Raw genomic sequence first — 15113 nt, forward strand, 5'->3', positions numbered from 1 at the left:
GATGGACGTCGTCGCCGCCGCTTTCCGGCTGCGCCGGCGGTACTTCGACCGCCGGGTCAAGCTGAACTTCCTCGTGAACCTCAAGAGCGGGCTGTGCCCGGAGGACTGCTCCTACTGCTCGCAGCGGCTGGGCTCCCAGGCCGGCATCCTGAAGTACTCCTGGCTGCGGCCGGAGCAGGCCGCCGCGTCCGCCGGGGCCGGGATCGCCGGCGGCGCCCGGCGCGTCTGCCTGGTCGCCAGCGGTCGCGGCCCGACGGACCGCGACGTCGAACGGGTTGCGGACACGATCGGCGCCATCAAGACGGCCCACCCCGAGGTGGAGGTGTGTGCCTGCCTCGGCCTGCTGTCCGCCGGCCAGGCCGACCGGTTGCGGACGGCGGGTGCCGACGCCTACAACCACAACCTCAACACGTCCGGCGAGAACTACGCCGACATCTGCACCACCCACACGTATGACGACCGGGTCGAGACCGTGCATGGCGCCAGGCAGGCCGGCCTGTCGCCGTGTTCGGGGATCATCGCCGGCATGGGGGAGAGCGACGAGGACCTGGTCGACGTCGCGTTCGCGCTGCGCGAGCTCGACCCGGACTCGATCCCGGTCAACTTCCTGATGCCCTTCGAGGGCACCCCGCTGGGCGGCGAGTGGAACCTGGACCCGCGGCGCTGCCTGCGAATCCTGGCGATGGTCCGGTTCGTCAACCCGAGCGCCGAGGTACGTCTCGCCGGCGGCCGCGAGATCCACCTCGGCTCCCTACAGCCACTGGCCCTGTCGATCGTGAATTCGATCTTCCTGGGTGACTACCTGACCAGCGAGGGCCAACAGGGCCAGCGGGACCTCGACATGATCGCCGAGGCCGGGTTCACGGTGGAGGGCCTGCCCGCGGCGGGCGATGGCGAGACCAGCGGTACGCAGGCACGGGCCGAAGGTGGCGCGCACGCGCAGGCACGAGCGCCGGAAGCCGTCGCCGTCCCGCCAGCCGGTGACGGGGCACGGCTGGTGGCCCTGCGTCGACGCGGCGCGGGAACGGACCTGCCGCCCAACGCCTGACCGACGTCCGCCGCCTGCCCGGGCGAGGCAGCGGACGTCCGAGCTGCCGGCGCTGCCCCGCCGCAGCCCTCAGAAGGAGATGAGGTCGTTCTCCGCGCGGATCTGCGCGATCAGCTCCCACTCGTCGGATGTCAGCACGGCGAGGGAGGCGGGAAACAGGCCCTCCTGTTCCTTGACGATGTGCCGCCCGAGCAAGGTCAGCGTCTCGATGAACCGGGCCGGCCACGAGGGATCGGCGTGCGCCGAGCCGTCGGCCGCCTCGGTCAGGACGGCCTCGATCCGCCGGTGTTCGTCGAGCAGAACACCGATTTTCTCCGGGAACTCGACGGCCATCGGCGGAAACAGCCCGCGTTCCTCGACGGCATTGTGCGGGCCTAGTACGGCGAAGATCGCCTTTCCGCACTCGACGAGGGATTCGACGTCGCCGCTTCGATGGGCCGCGCGGGCGAGCGCCGAGAGTTCGACGACCTCGTCGTGCTCCCGGATCAGGTCCTCGATGGCCGGGGTGGCCAGGCACCAGCAGTAGTCAGACACAGTAGGGCCGTCCTCGGATCAGAAGAAGAGCGGCCGATTTCCGATGCCGTGGGCGCGCCGGATCCGTCACTCGGCCGGTGCGCACGGACCCGGTGAGGGTCCGTGGCGGTCGGGTCGCCGCGCCCGGCCGCTGGGGCCACTGGCCCGAGCGCGGACCGGAATCGAACCGATCGGGGCGGGCCGGCATGCCGCGAACACGCTGGTGAGTACCCTGCTGGGCCGCTGGCCTACCACGGGGGCGGCCGGCCGGTTTCTGGCGTCCGCCGGCCGCGGGGGCTCTGCCGGCATAGCAGATGACGCCTGCCGTGCCCGCCGGGCCCACCGCTGTCGTCATCTCGCTCCTGTCCCGCCCCACGACGCTTGGGGTGCGCCGCTTGTCCATCATCCGGCCGGATACATGGCACCTGGATGGACTTTGGTCCCGCAGCGGCATTCCGAACGGCTACGGCGCAGGGGCCGCGATGTCCGGCCGGCATTGTTGCGAGTCGGGCGCACCATCGAGCCGGGTGGGCAGGTGATGGCCCCGTGCGTTCCGCTGGCGCACGGCTAGGCGGGCTGATCAGATGGGCCTGGGACGCCGACGGAGCGTCCGCCCAGGTTGGGGGTGTCGATGTCGGCGCGGTCGCCAGCGTCAGACGTGCCGTCGGGCAGCCCGAGCGCACCGGAGGCGGCGCGGGCCGACCCGTCGGCAGATGGCCAGGACCTGCTGCCCGGCACCCGCCGGTTGCTGCTGAGACTGCTGGCGGCGGAGCAGGTGGCTGGTCGGGCGCCGTCGATCGTCGCCTCCGTCGCGCGCGACGGCCAGCCCGTGTGGACCGGCGGTCGAGGTCGGGCGGTGGCGCTGGGCGGGATGGGCACCGACGGGACGGGTCGCCCCGGTCCCGACACGCAGTACCGGATCGGTTCGATCACGAAGACTTTCACCGCGGTGCTGGTCATGCGGCTGCGCGACGAGGGGCGCCTCGCCCTCGGCGATCCCCTGGACGAGTACCTGCCCGGTACGCCCGTCGGCGACCGCACCATCGCCCAGCTGCTGGCGCATCTCGGCGGGATCGCGGCGGAGACCCCGCCGCCGTGGTGGGAGCGGGTGGAGGGGGCGACCCATCCGGTTCTTGCCGACGCGCTCGGGCCGGCCCCGCAGCGGTTCCGTCCCGGCCGGCGCCACCACTACTCCAACGTCGGGTTCGCGGTTCTCGGTGAACTCGTCGCCCGCCTGCGTGCCATGACCTGGGCAGAAGCACTGCACCGCGAGTTGCTGGAGCCGCTTGGAATGCGCCGTACGACGGCGATGCCGACCGCGCCGCACGCCCAGGGCTTCGCCGTTCACCCGCATGCCGACGTTCTTCTGCCGGAGCCGGCGTACGACTCGGGTGTGATGGCGCCGGCCGGTCAGCTCTGGTCGACCGGGACGGATCTGGTCCGCTGGGCGGCGGTGCTGGGTGGACACACCGATGCGGTGCTGTCCCCCGACACGCTGGCCGAGATGCGTGAGCCGGCCGCGGTCGAGGGCGACACCGGCGAGTGGCGTCTCGGCGCCGGACTCGGCGTGCAGCTACTGCGCGTGCCCGATGGAGTGCTGGTCGGCCACGGCGGTTCGATGCCAGGCTTCGTCGCGGCGCTGTGGACGCGTTCGGTCGGCACCGCCGCGGTCGCGCTGGCGAACGCGACGAGTGGCGTCGCGGTCGGGGATCTTGCCGTCAGCCTGATTGACGCCGTCGACACCGCCGAGCCGCCGCTGCCGGCCGAATGGGTGCCGGCCGGGCCGGCCGGCCGGGAGTCGCTCGACCTCACCGGCGTCTGGTATTGGGGGGCAGCGGCATACTCGGTGACGCTGCGGGTGGACGGCAGCCTGCTCCTCGTGCCGGTGGGCGGTCACGGTCGAGCGTCCCTCCTGCGGGCCGACCCTGGCGGGGACACCTGGACCGGGGTGGACGGCTATTTCGCGGGGGAGACGCTGACCCCTTGCCGCCGCGATGGCGGGGTGAGCCATCTGGAACTGGCCTCGTTCGTGTTCACCCGCGGGCCGTACTCGCCGGCCGGTCCGGTGCCCGGCGGCGTGGACGGAGATGGTTGGCGGTCAGGCCCCGGGGCGGCGGTCGTCCGCTGAGCGACCGGCGGCAGCGGCGCGGGTTGGTCGCAGCGCTCGGCCCGCGCGGCCTACGCAGGACGAGGGCCACCCGGGATGTCGGTGGCATCCGCATAGGCCGTTCACATCCGGGTGAACCCGGATCATCAGTGAATCCGACTCCGTACGCTGGTCGCGAGGATGGTCCCACGGAGCTGGCCACCGCCGACACTGCCGTCGGCCGCAGAGCACAGGTCCACTGGAGGAGACATCATGATCCGTCGATCGGCGCGGCGCGGGACCTTCTCCCGCCGGATAACCACGGATTTGCTGTCCGACGACGAACCGCCTCGCCAGGTGCACCTCACGCTGGGATTCGACGTCGCGGATCCGATCGCGGTGGCGCTGACCGTCGGGGGGCACGGCGGAATGCCCGTCGTATGGCATTTCGCCCGACGGCTGCTCGCCGACGGGGCCCGCCGGCCGGTCGGCCTCGGAGACGTCCGGGTGCGGCCGATCGTGATGCGCGGCGCGCCAGCGCTCGCGCTGCGCCTGTCCAGCCCGTCGGGTACGGCCGAGTTCGAGCTCCCCGCGCGGGACGTGGCGGCATTCCTGTGGCGGTCCTATGCGATGGTGCCCGCGGACGCCGAGTCGGCGGCTATCGAGTGGGCCGGTGAACTACGGTTCGTGCCGGGAGTATGGGCCCGGTCCGGTCACCGCCGGTCAAGATCGTGGACCACGACGCGGAAGTTTCAGGCCAGCACCTGAGCAAGTCTTCGCGACTTACGGCTATTTGTCTAATTTTGGCACAGTTGCAGGTTGGCGACATGGCAGCGATTGCCAATCACCCGTGTTGGCGGAGTTGCTTTGGTCGCGGTACTAGAACGTGTTCGCGCTCAACCATTCTGAGGGCGTAGTGGACATGCCCGGCCTAGGTGCGCGGGAAGTGGCGCCAGGAGGGCGATGGCCGTCTTCTCCCAGGTCGCGCCCAGTACTCGAACGACGCCGCTGCGCAGGGGAAGTGGAGCTTCGGGCGGGTTCGGTCGAACTCGAGCGAAACTTCGGCAGGGTGGCCGAGAGTTACTTGTTCGTTGCGGTGAACAACGCTGGCAACGGCAATGACCATTGGTCGTGGGTGGCGCGGCCAGTGCGGCAAAGATTCCCGGGTCGCTGCAGGTGGGAATGGCCGCGGTGGGCAGATGTCAACCCCTATGCCGAAGCGGCCTGTTGTGAACGCATGGATTATTGATTGCGATATTCGGGCTATGGTTACCCCCCGATCCGTAGGGGATCTGTGGGAGGATTCTGCGGATAGGACCCGGTCGCTGTTAGCCTTGTCCGTTCTCGTGGTGTGCCTTGCCAGCCTGGCCGGCTGTGGAAGCGGGGCCAACACCTCGGCGGCGTCCTGCGACACACCGGGCGTCTCTGCCGACGAGGTCAAGCTCGGGCTCATGATTCCGGACACCGGCGGCGGGTCCGACCCGCCCGTGCCGGCGTGGCGGCGCGACTGGCGGCGCAGAACGCGGCGGGCGGCGTCAACGGGCGCCGCATCGTCTATCAGTGGCGGGATGATCAGGGTCTCGCGTCCACCAACCTCGTGGCGAGTCGCGAACTGGTGGAGCAGCAGAACGTCTTCGGCCTGCTTGAGATGACCGCCGCCGCCTCCGGCGGCGCCGACTATCTCAACGCCCGCGGCGTGCCGGTGGTCGGCATCGCGGTCGAACCGGTCTGGTCGAAACACCGGAACATGTTCTCCTCGAGCTACCCGGAGGGTGCCGTCGACACGTTCGGCCGGTACGTCAAGGCTCATGACGGTGCGAAGGCCATGGTCCTCTCCACCAGGATCGCCGCCGAATTCTCCAGCGACGCCGCCCTGCAAAGGAAGATCAGCTTCGAGGCCGCCGGTATCCCGGTCACCATGGCGACGGTGGACGATCCTCCGACGCCAGATCAGATCGACCAGATCGTGCACCGGATGCTGGCCGACAATATCGACACGCTGTCCGCCTCCATCTCCACCGAGGACCTCGTACCGATCATGATCGCGGCCAACCGCCTGGGAGTGCCGCTGAAGGTCGTGCTCTCCGGCGCCGAGGCGGCCAGTCCCTCGCTGCTCCAGCAGTACGGTGCGCAGATCGCTGGCCTGACGACGTCCGGGCCGCTCCTGCCGACCCAGATCAAGACGCCCGCCTCCGACCGTTACCACCGGGCGATGGCGGCGTACTCGCCGGATCTGCAGGATCCCGACCAGACCTTGGCTGTCATCGGCTACATCGACGCGGACATCTTCATCCGCGGCCTGCAGGCCGCGGGGCCCTGTCCGACCCGGCAGAGCTTCATCACCGGTCTGCGGGCGGTGAAAAACTACACGGCGGACGGACTCAACAGCGCGATCGACTTCGAGGGTGACTTCGGTAAGGCGGCCGAGTGCGTTGTGTTCACGGCTGTGAACAGCACCGGTACCGGTCTGGACGTCGTCGACCCGAACTTCTGCGGTCACCGCCTGCCGGTCTGAGGATGTGGCGATCCGGGCGCAGACAGGTATCGCGACGGCCGCCATGGGCCGCCGTCCTTCGCCGACGTCAGGTGGCGTGAGGTACTAGCCTGGCGGTGGATTCCGAACCGTCGATCTGGCTCCGCCGCCGCGACCGTGGGCCGGCAGTGGAACACGGCGGGCGGAGTATGCCCACAGCGGAGAGGAGACGCGTTGAAGACCCGGCTGAGCTGTCCGTGCGGCGAGTTGATCGAGGGCACGGACGAGGACGATCTGGTGACCAAGACCCAGGCGCATCTTGCGGAGAAGCACCCGGGCCACGAGTACAGCCGCGACGAGATCCTCTTCATCGCCTACTGACCCGAATCCGCCAGCCCACCCGGGCCCGCCGTCGGCATCGGCGGCGGCCCGGATGGTCGGGCTGGCGTTAGCCGGCGGAAGCGACGGACGGGGCGATGTCGAGCACGACCTTGCCGATGGCCCGGCCGTCGGCGACGTGGCGCAGCGCCACGACGACCTCGTCCAGCGGGTAGGTCGCGCCGATGTGTGGGCGCACCGTCCCGTCGGCGAGCATCGCCAGCAGCTCCCGGTCGTCCCGGGCGGCATCCTCGGCGCGGTGCGTGAGGAAGTCGCGCAGCTGGATGCCGCGCACTTCGACGCCCTTGAGCAGTACCAGGTTCAGCGGGATGCGGGGGATCACCCCGGAGGCGTACCCGACGGTGACGAACCGCCCGCGGTAGCGCAGGGAGCGCAGTGCCGGCTCGGCGAGCGGGCCACCGACCGGGTCCACCACCACGTCCGCGCCGCCGGGCAGCACCGCGCGCAGTGCCCCCCGCAGGTCGCCGGCAGTGTGGTTGACGCACCTGGCCGCTCCGTGCGCCGCCGCGACCTCGAGTTTGGCCGTCGACGAGGCGACCGCCGTGACGGTGGCACCCAGCGCCGCGCCGATCCGTACGGCAGCGAGCCCGACGCCCCCGCCGGCGCCGAGAACGATCAGCTCGTCCCCGCGGCGCAGCCCGGCCACCGACCGCAGCGTGTGGTACGCGGTGCGGTGGGCCACCCCGAACGCGGCTGCCAGTCTGTCATCGACGCCCGGCGGGATGGGCCGCACATCTCCGGCGGACAGAACAATCTGTTCACCAAACGCGCCCACCGTGACAGCGCCGAAAACCCGGTCGCCCACCGCGACGTCACGCACGTCCGACGCGACCTCCACGACCTCGCCGGCGAACTCACTGCCGGGAACGAACGGCGTCGGCACCGTCAGCTGGTACTGGTTGGCGACGAGCAGCACGTCCGGAAAGTTGACCGCCGCCGCCCGCACGCGTACCCGCACCTGCCCCGGCCCGGGCGATGCCACCTCGACACCGTCCTCGACCCGCACCGCGTCGGGCTTCCCGTACTCGTGGCAGACCGCCGCCCGCATCAGCGCCATCTCAGTCCCCACCCCAGCTCAGTCCCCACCCCAGCTCAGTCCCCACCCCAGCTCAGTCCCCACCCCAGCTCAGTCCCCACCCCAGCTCTGGCCCCACCCCAGCTCTGGCCCCTACGTCCCCACGTTCACCGCCAGGCGGGCCGGCCGGACGGGACGGCTAACGACCCTTCCACTGCGGGGTGCGCTTCTCGATGAACGCCATGGCACCCTCCTTGGCGTCCTCGGTCGCGAAGATCTCGGGCTGTAGCTCCTTCAGTCGCTTCCACGCCGCGTCGGGGTTGGCGGCGGCGAGGCGGACGATCTCCCTGCTGGCCAGGACGGCAAGCGGGCCGTTCGCGGTGATCCGAGCGGCCAGCGCGAGCGCGGCGTCGAGCACCTCCTCCGGCGGGACGACGGTGTTCACCAGGCCGAGCGCCTGGGCGCGGGCGGCATCGACGTAGTCCCCGGTGAGCGCGAGTTCCAGTGCCAGCGCCAGCGGAATGCGGTTGCCGACGAACACGACGCCGCCGCCGGCCGCGATCAGCCCGCGCTTGACCTCCGGCAGGCCGAACTTCGCCGCCGCCGAGGCCACCACCAGATCGCAGCTCAGCAGCAGCTCGAACCCGCCACCGACGGCGGTGCCGTTCGCGGCGCCGATGATCGGGACGCGGACGTCGCCCTCGGTCAGCCGCTTGAACGCGTCCATCTCCTGCTGTTCGCGCTCGTTGCTCGCGGCGAAGCTGGCACCACTGCTGAATGCCTTCAGGTCCATGCCGACGCAGAACGCGCGGTCCCCGGTGCCCGTGATGATCAGCGCACGGATGTCCGGGTCGGCCTCGGCGTCGAGAATGGCACCGCCGATGCCGCGCATCAGCGGTGGGTTCAGCGCGTTGCGGGCCTGCGGCCGGTTCAGCCGGGCGATCAGAATCGCATCGCGGCGTTCCTGCACGAGCACGTTCTCGACTGCCTCGTTGTCCGTTGCCGTCATTACTGGCCTCCCGCATGTGCGTAGTCGGTGGTCGCGGCGAGGTCCGCTGCCTCGCGCATCATCTGTAGCACAACCGGCCCGAACGCCTGGAGTTTCGCGTTGTGCGGCCCGGCCCGCGCGAACCCCTGTTCGAGGACGACGCCGAGCTTCCATTTCGCGAGGATGATGTAGTAATCGATGTCGTCCACCTGCCGCCCGGAAACCGTGGCGTAGTGGCTGAGCAGCTCGTCCCGGCTCGGCATGAGGTGCAGGTCGGCGTAGCCGATGCGGCTGTCCGCCGGGTCGGTGGGATCCGCCGGCCAGCCCTGGACCGTCCAGCCGAGGTCCAGCTTCGGATCGCCGACGGTGCCCATCTCCCAGTCGACGATGGCGGCGAGCCGCGCGGGCGCGCCATGCGCGAACATCACGTTGGCGAACTGGTAGTCGCCGTGCATGAGTCCCGGGATGTAGTCGAGCGGCCGGTTCGCCCGCAGCCAGGCCGCCGCCTCGTCGGAGCCAGGCAGCTCCCGGCCTCTGATCCGGTCGAGGAAAGCGGTCCAACGGTCGACCTGGCGCTCGTGGAAACCGTCCGGGCGGCCGAAGCCGGCCAGGCCCTTCGCCTGCCAGTCGACCTGCGACAGCAGCGCAATGCCCTCGACGAGCTGGAACGACAGCCCGCGCCGCGCGGTGAGGTCGGTGTTGAACGGGGCCGGCCAGGCGCGATCGTGGTCCAGCGGCGACCAGCCGTCGACGAAGTCCATCAGGTAGAACGACCGGCCGAGCACGGACGGATCCCGGCAGACCGCGACGGCGCCGGTGTGCGGGACGTCGGTGCCCTCGAGCGCCTTGATGATCCGCCACTCGCGCAGGATGCCCTCGTCGCGGGATGCCGGCGCCGACGCCGGCGGGATGCGCAGCGCGCAGTGCAGGTTGCCGCGGCGCAGCTCGTAGATCTCGTTCTGGGTGCCGCCGGAGAGGTAGCGTTGCGCCAGCGGCGCGCTACGGCCGGGCAGGTCCTGGGTGTCCAGCCAGGCCGCGAGCCGCCCGGCGTCCAGCGTCGGGGTGCTCGGGGCGATCGTGTCCGTGTCCGTGCCCGTCCTGCTCAAAGGTTCCCCACCTCGTGCTCGAGGTACTCGGCGTACTTCTCCTTGGCGGCGGCGAGCCGGCGCGGCAGGTGCTCGGTGGGCCAGAGGTCGTCGCTGGGCGAGTAGCCCCGCAGCACCTGCTTCGCGACGGTGACCTTGTGGACCTCGGTCGGGCCGTCGGCGAGACCGAGCAGGTAGGAGGTGTTCACCATCCGGGTGAACGGCATCTCGTTGCTGGTGCCGAGCGCGCCGTGCACCTGCAGCGCCCGGGAGGCGATGTCGTGCAGCACGCCGGGGATCAGCATCTTGATGGCGGCGATGTCCTTGCGGACACGGCGGTAGTCGTTGTACTTGTCGATCGACCAGGCGGTGTGCAGGACGAACAGCCGGAACTGGGTGAGCTGGGCGTACGAGTCGGCGATGTAGCCCTGCACGAACTGCTTCTCGGACAGCCGGCTGCCGGCGGTGTGCCGGCTCAGCGCGCGCTCGCACATCATGTCGAGGGCCTTGCCTGCCATCCCGATCGTGCGCATCGCGTGGTGGATCCGACCGCCGCCGAGGCGGGTCTGGGCGATCGCGAACGCGCCGCCCTCCTCGCCGAGCAACGCCGAGGCGGGAACCCGGACGTCGTCGTAGTGGATCAGCGCGTGCATGCCGTCCTCGGCGGTCTCGCCGAGCACGCCGAGGTGGCGCTCGAGGCGCACGCCCGGGGTGTTGGTGGGCACCAGGAACATCGACGTGCCCTTGTACACGCTCACGTCGGGGTCGGTGACGACCATGACGATGAGGAACTCCGCCGTGCGCGCGTTGGAGGAGAAGAACTTCCAGCCGTTGATGACCCAGTCGTCGCCGTCGCGCACCGCCCGGGTGGTGAACTGCGACGGGTCGGCGCCGGCCTGCGGCTCCGTCATCGAGTAGCAGGAGAAGATCGCGCCGTCGAGCAGCGGGCGCAGATAGCGCTCGCGCTGCTCGGGCGTGCCGAAGTGGGCGATGATCTCGGCGTTACCGGTGTCCGGGGCAGCGCAGCCGAAGACGGTGGGGGCCCAGGGGGAACGGCCGAGGACCTCGTTGAGTAGCGAGAGCCGGAGCTGTCCGTGGCCGGCGCCGCCGAGCTCCGGCCCCAGGTGGGTGGCCCACAGCCCCTGCTTGCGGACCTGCTCCTTCAGCGGCGGCAGGATCTCGCGCAGCGCGCCCGCGGGGGATGGAACTGCAGGTCCGGGAACAGGTGGTCAAGGGGTTCGATCTCCTCCTGGACGAACGCGGCGGCCCAGTCCAGCTTGGCCTGGTATTCGGGCTCGGTCTCGAAATCCCACGGCATAGCCTGTCCGTCCTCCCTGGTCGCGGCCCCGCGACCGTGTCAGAATAGGATTCTGATGACTCAGAACGCAAATTCGGACGTCGCGCACCATGATCCCCCGGACGGGCCGAGGTCGGGTGCGGGTGCGGTTCGGGAGGGCCGGCCCGCCGATGTCGCGGCCCGTACCGCGCAGCGCACCCTCGCCGCGCGGGCCGCGGACTACACCAGCGAGGTCCGCCGCCTGCTCGACGCCGCGCTGGAGCTGATGCGCGGCGGCGGCACGTCCTCGCGCCCTCGCGTCGCCGACATCGTCGCCGCCGCCGGCCTGTCCAACGACGCCTTCTACCGGCACTTCCCGTCGAAGGACGCGCTGGTCAGCGCGCTGATCGAGGACGGCGCGGACAGGTTGGCCAGCTACGCCGCGCACCAGATGGGCAAGGAGACGAATCCGGCGGAGAAGGTGCTCCGCTGGGTCGAGGCGATCCTTGCGCAGTCCCGTGGTGAGGCAGCCGAGATCACCCTGGCAGTCCTGTGGAACGGCAGCGGGCTCGGCGGCCAGGCGACCGGACGCTACCCCGGCGCGGCCGGCCTGGCCGCGGCGCTGCGCGACACGTTCGCCGATCTGGGTAGCGCCGAACCCGACTTCGACGCCAGCCTCGCCACCTACGCGACCCTCGGCGTCCTCGCCGATCACCTGTGGAAGCGGGCGCCGGTCGACGCCGCGGCGGCCGAACGCGTCGTCGCGTTCTGCCTCCGCATGATCACGCCCAGCCCGTCGACGGACCCCACGGGCGTGGCCTGACTTCGCCTGGTCGCCTGACGGATCGCCGACCACATTCCGCGAAACCTTCCTTTTCTCGCCGGCCGCTCTGAGCGGCCGCGTGGTGCGGGGTGATCCAGCGGTCTGGCGCATTCCTGTGCGCGGCACAGCCTCGGCACAGTTCCCGCTGTTATGGGCAGTTCATCCCCAGGTCGTGCGAACGGGCCGACCTGCTCGGCAATCCGATGTGGATCTCGTTGTGATAGACGACCGGGTGTCGCCCGGCCAAAGCCACGACCGTCCTGTTCATCGAGCACAGGTCCGATGCCCGCCAGCCGGCGACTCTGTGCGCCGCGAAAACACTCCCGGGTTATCGCGCTCCGGCTCGATCACTCTCGAAACATGGCGAGTCGCACGCTTGCTTTACTTCTTCGGCATAGACCGGACGTCCGCGTGGCCGACTTCACAGCCGCTCGGCAATCCAGGTCGAAGGCGCACCACGCTTCATCGGATCGTCTTCGAGTTGCTGTTGCATTTCTCGATACCGCAGCAGTTACGAGGACTTCCAGGCTGTAGCCAGTCGACGCACTTCCTTACTGAGGGTAATGAACTTATGTCGTAAAGGTGTCGAGGTGGTGCCGCCGAGTCGCCCCGTCTCGTGCAGGACGGTCCGTCCTTCTCCATCCCTATGGCTCGACGGGCTGTGCAGACCACTGCCTTGGCTGCAAAACTAGAAAAGTCCGAATTGTCGGTAAGGTTCCAAATGCTCACTAGCTAGTCGGTATGATTCCCGCACAAGCAGATCGGAGCAATATCGATGTGCTCGGAGGTCACTTCGAGTCGCGCATTCGGCAGGTGATCCGTGTGCCATATGACCCGCGCCTGGCAAGCGGACGGAGGTTTCTGATGTCCGACCTGAGGAATCAGACACAGATGGCCTACCTGGAGATCGCCGGCGCGGTTGCCGAGCGCTTCCACGTGAACGGCTGCTACCCGATAGGATGGCACCACAGCGCTCACCAGGCCCGTGCGGCGCTCTGACGGGTCGCCAACCCGGGGTTTCCTGGTCCGCAGGATTTTGCGTTGATGAAAACGCGTTCAGCGGGATACGCGAGTGGGGCTTCGACGTGACACGCGTGCCCGGACAGACGCCGAGGCGGCCCGGCAGCTGTGGCGGTGGTTCTTCCCGGCGCAGCCCCATCTGCTGCTGGAGAAGCTGATCGTGGAGGATCCCGAGGCGTTCTCTTTAGGCGAGCACGCCCACCTGTTCGCGACCCAGGCCCTCGCCGCCAACGCGACGCATCGGGGACCGTCCCGTGATCGGCAGCGCCCGCTGGCCTTCTCGCGCTCGGCCCACCAGGCGGGCGACCAGCGCGTGGTCGGCCTGGCGCACCGGGGTCTGGACCAGGACGAGCGCCTCGGGGTCGTCCACCGGGCGGAACGCCATGAGGGTGAGCCGGAGCTCGTCGCCGCGGGTTGCGTGACCCGCACCTCGCCAGCCGTCAGGTCCTCCACTCCCTGGCATTCCCACCACTGCGTCAGCGCCGGGAAGTCCGCGCGCAGAAGCGAGTAGATCTCCTGCGTACGCCGGTCCGCGCCGCGCCGGACGGTCTGGGCGCGGAACTGCGCCAGGATCGCGCGAGCCACCGGCTCCCAGTCGGTGAGCCCGTTGCGGACCGTGTGATCACCCACTGCGCACCACCTCAGGTTGCGGCGGAATACCGGGATCCGCGCTGGGTCGGACCAGACGGCCGGCATACGCCGCGTTCCACGCCGTGATGTCGAAACGGCCGTCGACCAGGACGGCGGGACTGGTCGCCCAGGAGTCCAGCAGCGCCTGGGCGCGCTCGGCGACGGCGTCGTGCTCCGTCTCGCTCGGGGTTGGCGGCAGATGACCCGCCAGGGCGAGCATGTGCCGCTGGGAGGCGACGTCCAGGCTGAGAGTGCGGGCCACCCACGATCACCTTCGGCCGGTTCGGAAAGCCTTCGGCCAGGTTCGCCCGCAGGGCACGCACCGTGGTCCGCACGGTCTCCAGCGGCTTGACGTGCGCGGGCACCGACGAACCGACACCCAGCAGTACGCCTCCCTCGGCCAGCTCGGCCAGACCCAGCGCGGTCTGGGCGAGCACCCCAGCACCGCGGGTCTGCACGGGCACCACCCCGGTCCCCACCCGAAGGCGAGGCTGCCACGCGGCGGCCGCGGCCAGCGGGGTGAAGGCGTCGACGCCACCGCCCTCACCCGTCCAGACATCCCGGGCCGGCTCGACCGCCGACGGCGCTAACTTTCAGTGACCATCGAAAGTGAGCCAGAGTCGATGGAATGACACGCCCCGGCATCGGGAGGGCAGCGACCTCGACGCGGGCGCCGCCGCTGGCGTGGCTGGACAACCTTCACGTAGACGCACCCTGCGAGCCTGGCCCGCAGGCCCGACCTCCCCTACCCGCAGCCGGCGAGACCCTCCCGCCCCGCCCCCGTGTAACCACCTCTCGGCTTCGCCCCCCTTCTACACATTCACATGATCGCGTGGGCACAATGTGGGCGCAGACGTCCACCAACCGACCCGCCCAAGACCCCACACCGCCGGACACTTTCCTCGGGCGCCAGCGCCGAGACCCCTGCGAAGACGAGGCGCTCGCGTCCCGGGCACAGCCGGCCCCTCCATCGATCACCGCAGGTCCGCACGCCTCCGCACCTCCCCCACGGCCACGCCACCCGCCGAGCCGCACCCCCACCTCGACCAGCCAGCGCCCCTGATCAGGTATCGTCAGGAAGCCAGCCGGTGTGGCGCAATTGGTAGCGCACTCGACTTGTAATCGAGCGATGCGACATCGGCTCTTACGAGTAGGTCGCAGTCGCACCGCCATTGACCTGCGAGTTTATGGCCACAAAGATCGCCCGCATCGCGATAAAGATCGAATGTGGGCTCATCGTGGGCTCATTCCGCAGGACTCTGTCGATCAATCCCTTGTCGGCCGCGTGCTGTAGGCGTTGCTACAGCCCTCGAGCTTGGCGGGGGCAGGTCAGCATCAGCAACTCGGAGCGGTTGAGTCGGCCTGGAACGCGGTGCCGGTGTTGCCGCCGGTCCGTTTCTCCAGGCCGCTCGCCGAACCCGGCGTACCCGTTTCCGAGTACCGGGCTCTCCACAGATCCTGCCGTGGGTTGTTCGTCAGGCGATCGCCCAGGGAGTGGAGATGGTGTCGCCCCGGTAGCGGTACCGCGTGATCGCGGGTGTTCGCGCCGGGTTGATTAGTTCCACTCCGTCCACCGTGATCGGCAGCCAGGACCCGTGGGGGCCGAGGAGCCGTTTACGGATGTCCTTCCACGACCAGCGTGGGCGACCTCAACCCGTCAGTGCATCAACCGCTTTGCGATAGTAGCAGGCGGTTGAGCCTTTCAGCGGGTGTATCCCAGTCCAATGTCTGGCGCGGACGGCGATTCAGCAGGTCAG

The 15113-nt window shown here is 69.8% G+C and carries 12 protein-coding genes, 1 tRNA gene and 2 pseudogenes; 7 read left to right on the forward strand and 8 right to left on the reverse strand.

The window, feature by feature from the left end; genetic code table 11:
* A partial coding sequence (gene bioB, locus MXD58_RS07700; protein ID WP_250609148.1) for a biotin synthase BioB occupies window positions 1-1048 on the forward strand: 1048 nt, incomplete at its 5' end.
* 69 nt (window positions 1049-1117) lie between these two features.
* Here the strand turns inward: bioB and MXD58_RS07705 are convergent.
* Window positions 1118-1582: a hemerythrin domain-containing protein gene (locus tag MXD58_RS07705; protein ID WP_248841180.1), complete on the reverse strand. Its 465-nt coding sequence runs from the start codon at window positions 1580-1582 to the stop codon at window positions 1118-1120.
* A 637-nt stretch (window positions 1583-2219) separates the two neighbouring features.
* Here MXD58_RS07705 and MXD58_RS07710 point away from each other — a divergent pair.
* From MXD58_RS07710 to MXD58_RS07725, 4 genes are all read left to right on the forward strand, one after another.
* Window positions 2220-3689, forward strand: coding sequence for a serine hydrolase domain-containing protein (locus MXD58_RS07710; protein WP_248841181.1), 1470 nt, complete (start codon window positions 2220-2222; stop codon window positions 3687-3689).
* Window positions 3690-3920: 231 nt separating this feature from the next.
* Window positions 3921-4415 carry an SsgA family sporulation/cell division regulator gene (locus tag MXD58_RS07715; protein ID WP_248841182.1) on the forward strand — a complete coding sequence of 165 codons (495 nt, stop codon included), beginning with the start codon at window positions 3921-3923 and terminating at the stop codon, window positions 4413-4415.
* A gap of 727 nt (window positions 4416-5142) precedes the next feature.
* Window positions 5143-6162, forward strand: a complete 1020-nt coding sequence (locus tag MXD58_RS07720) for an ABC transporter substrate-binding protein (RefSeq protein WP_248841183.1) — start codon at window positions 5143-5145, stop codon at window positions 6160-6162.
* A 192-nt stretch (window positions 6163-6354) separates the two neighbouring features.
* Window positions 6355-6501, forward strand: coding sequence for a DUF1059 domain-containing protein (locus MXD58_RS07725; protein ID WP_248841184.1), 147 nt, complete (start codon window positions 6355-6357; stop codon window positions 6499-6501).
* A gap of 67 nt (window positions 6502-6568) precedes the next feature.
* On the opposite strand, the gene MXD58_RS07730 is transcribed toward MXD58_RS07725, so the two are convergent.
* From MXD58_RS07730 to MXD58_RS07745, 4 genes and pseudogenes are all read right to left on the reverse strand, one after another.
* Window positions 6569-7588 (reverse strand): NADPH:quinone oxidoreductase family protein, encoded by a 1020-nt coding sequence (locus MXD58_RS07730; RefSeq protein WP_518477422.1) that lies wholly within the window; start codon window positions 7586-7588, stop codon window positions 6569-6571.
* 145 nt (window positions 7589-7733) lie between these two features.
* Window positions 7734-8543 carry an enoyl-CoA hydratase-related protein gene (locus MXD58_RS07735; RefSeq protein ID WP_248841185.1) on the reverse strand — a complete coding sequence of 270 codons (810 nt, stop codon included), beginning with the start codon at window positions 8541-8543 and terminating at the stop codon, window positions 7734-7736.
* The gene (locus tag MXD58_RS07740) at window positions 8543-9628 is read right to left on the reverse strand and encodes a phosphotransferase family protein (RefSeq protein WP_248841186.1); all 1086 of its coding nucleotides are present in this window, start codon (window positions 9626-9628) and stop codon (window positions 8543-8545) included. The genes MXD58_RS07735 and MXD58_RS07740 overlap by 1 nt, the downstream gene beginning before the upstream one ends.
* A pseudogene (locus MXD58_RS07745) lies at window positions 9625-10925 on the reverse strand (acyl-CoA dehydrogenase family protein). Before MXD58_RS07745 ends, MXD58_RS07740 begins: the two are co-directional and overlap by 4 nt.
* A 55-nt stretch (window positions 10926-10980) precedes the next feature.
* On the opposite strand from MXD58_RS07745, the gene MXD58_RS07750 reads away from it, so the two are divergent.
* Window positions 10981-11706 (forward strand): TetR/AcrR family transcriptional regulator, encoded by a 726-nt coding sequence (locus tag MXD58_RS07750; protein WP_248841187.1) that lies wholly within the window; start codon window positions 10981-10983, stop codon window positions 11704-11706.
* Window positions 11707-12762: 1056 nt separating this feature from the next.
* Here the strand turns inward: MXD58_RS07750 and MXD58_RS31050 are convergent.
* The 3 genes and pseudogenes from MXD58_RS31050 to MXD58_RS07765 all read right to left on the reverse strand — a co-directional run.
* Window positions 12763-13422, reverse strand: coding sequence for an MmyB family transcriptional regulator (locus MXD58_RS31050; RefSeq protein WP_374615778.1), 660 nt, complete (start codon window positions 13420-13422; stop codon window positions 12763-12765).
* Complete coding sequence (locus MXD58_RS07760) at window positions 13349-13618, reverse strand: MmyB family transcriptional regulator (protein ID WP_248841189.1); 270 nt, start codon at window positions 13616-13618, stop codon at window positions 13349-13351. Before MXD58_RS07760 ends, MXD58_RS31050 begins: the two co-directional genes overlap by 74 nt.
* A gap of 142 nt (window positions 13619-13760) precedes the next feature.
* A pseudogene (locus MXD58_RS07765) lies at window positions 13761-13871 on the reverse strand (LLM class F420-dependent oxidoreductase); the annotation flags it as partial.
* A gap of 571 nt (window positions 13872-14442) precedes the next feature.
* Here MXD58_RS07765 and MXD58_RS07770 point away from each other — a divergent pair.
* A tRNA-Thr gene (locus tag MXD58_RS07770) sits at window positions 14443-14528 on the forward strand.
* The last annotated feature ends 585 nt before the right edge of the window (window positions 14529-15113 follow it).

It is taken from the genome of Frankia sp. AgKG'84/4 (genome assembly GCF_023242965.2).
GTDB lineage: Bacteria > Actinomycetota > Actinomycetes > Frankiales > Frankiaceae > Frankia.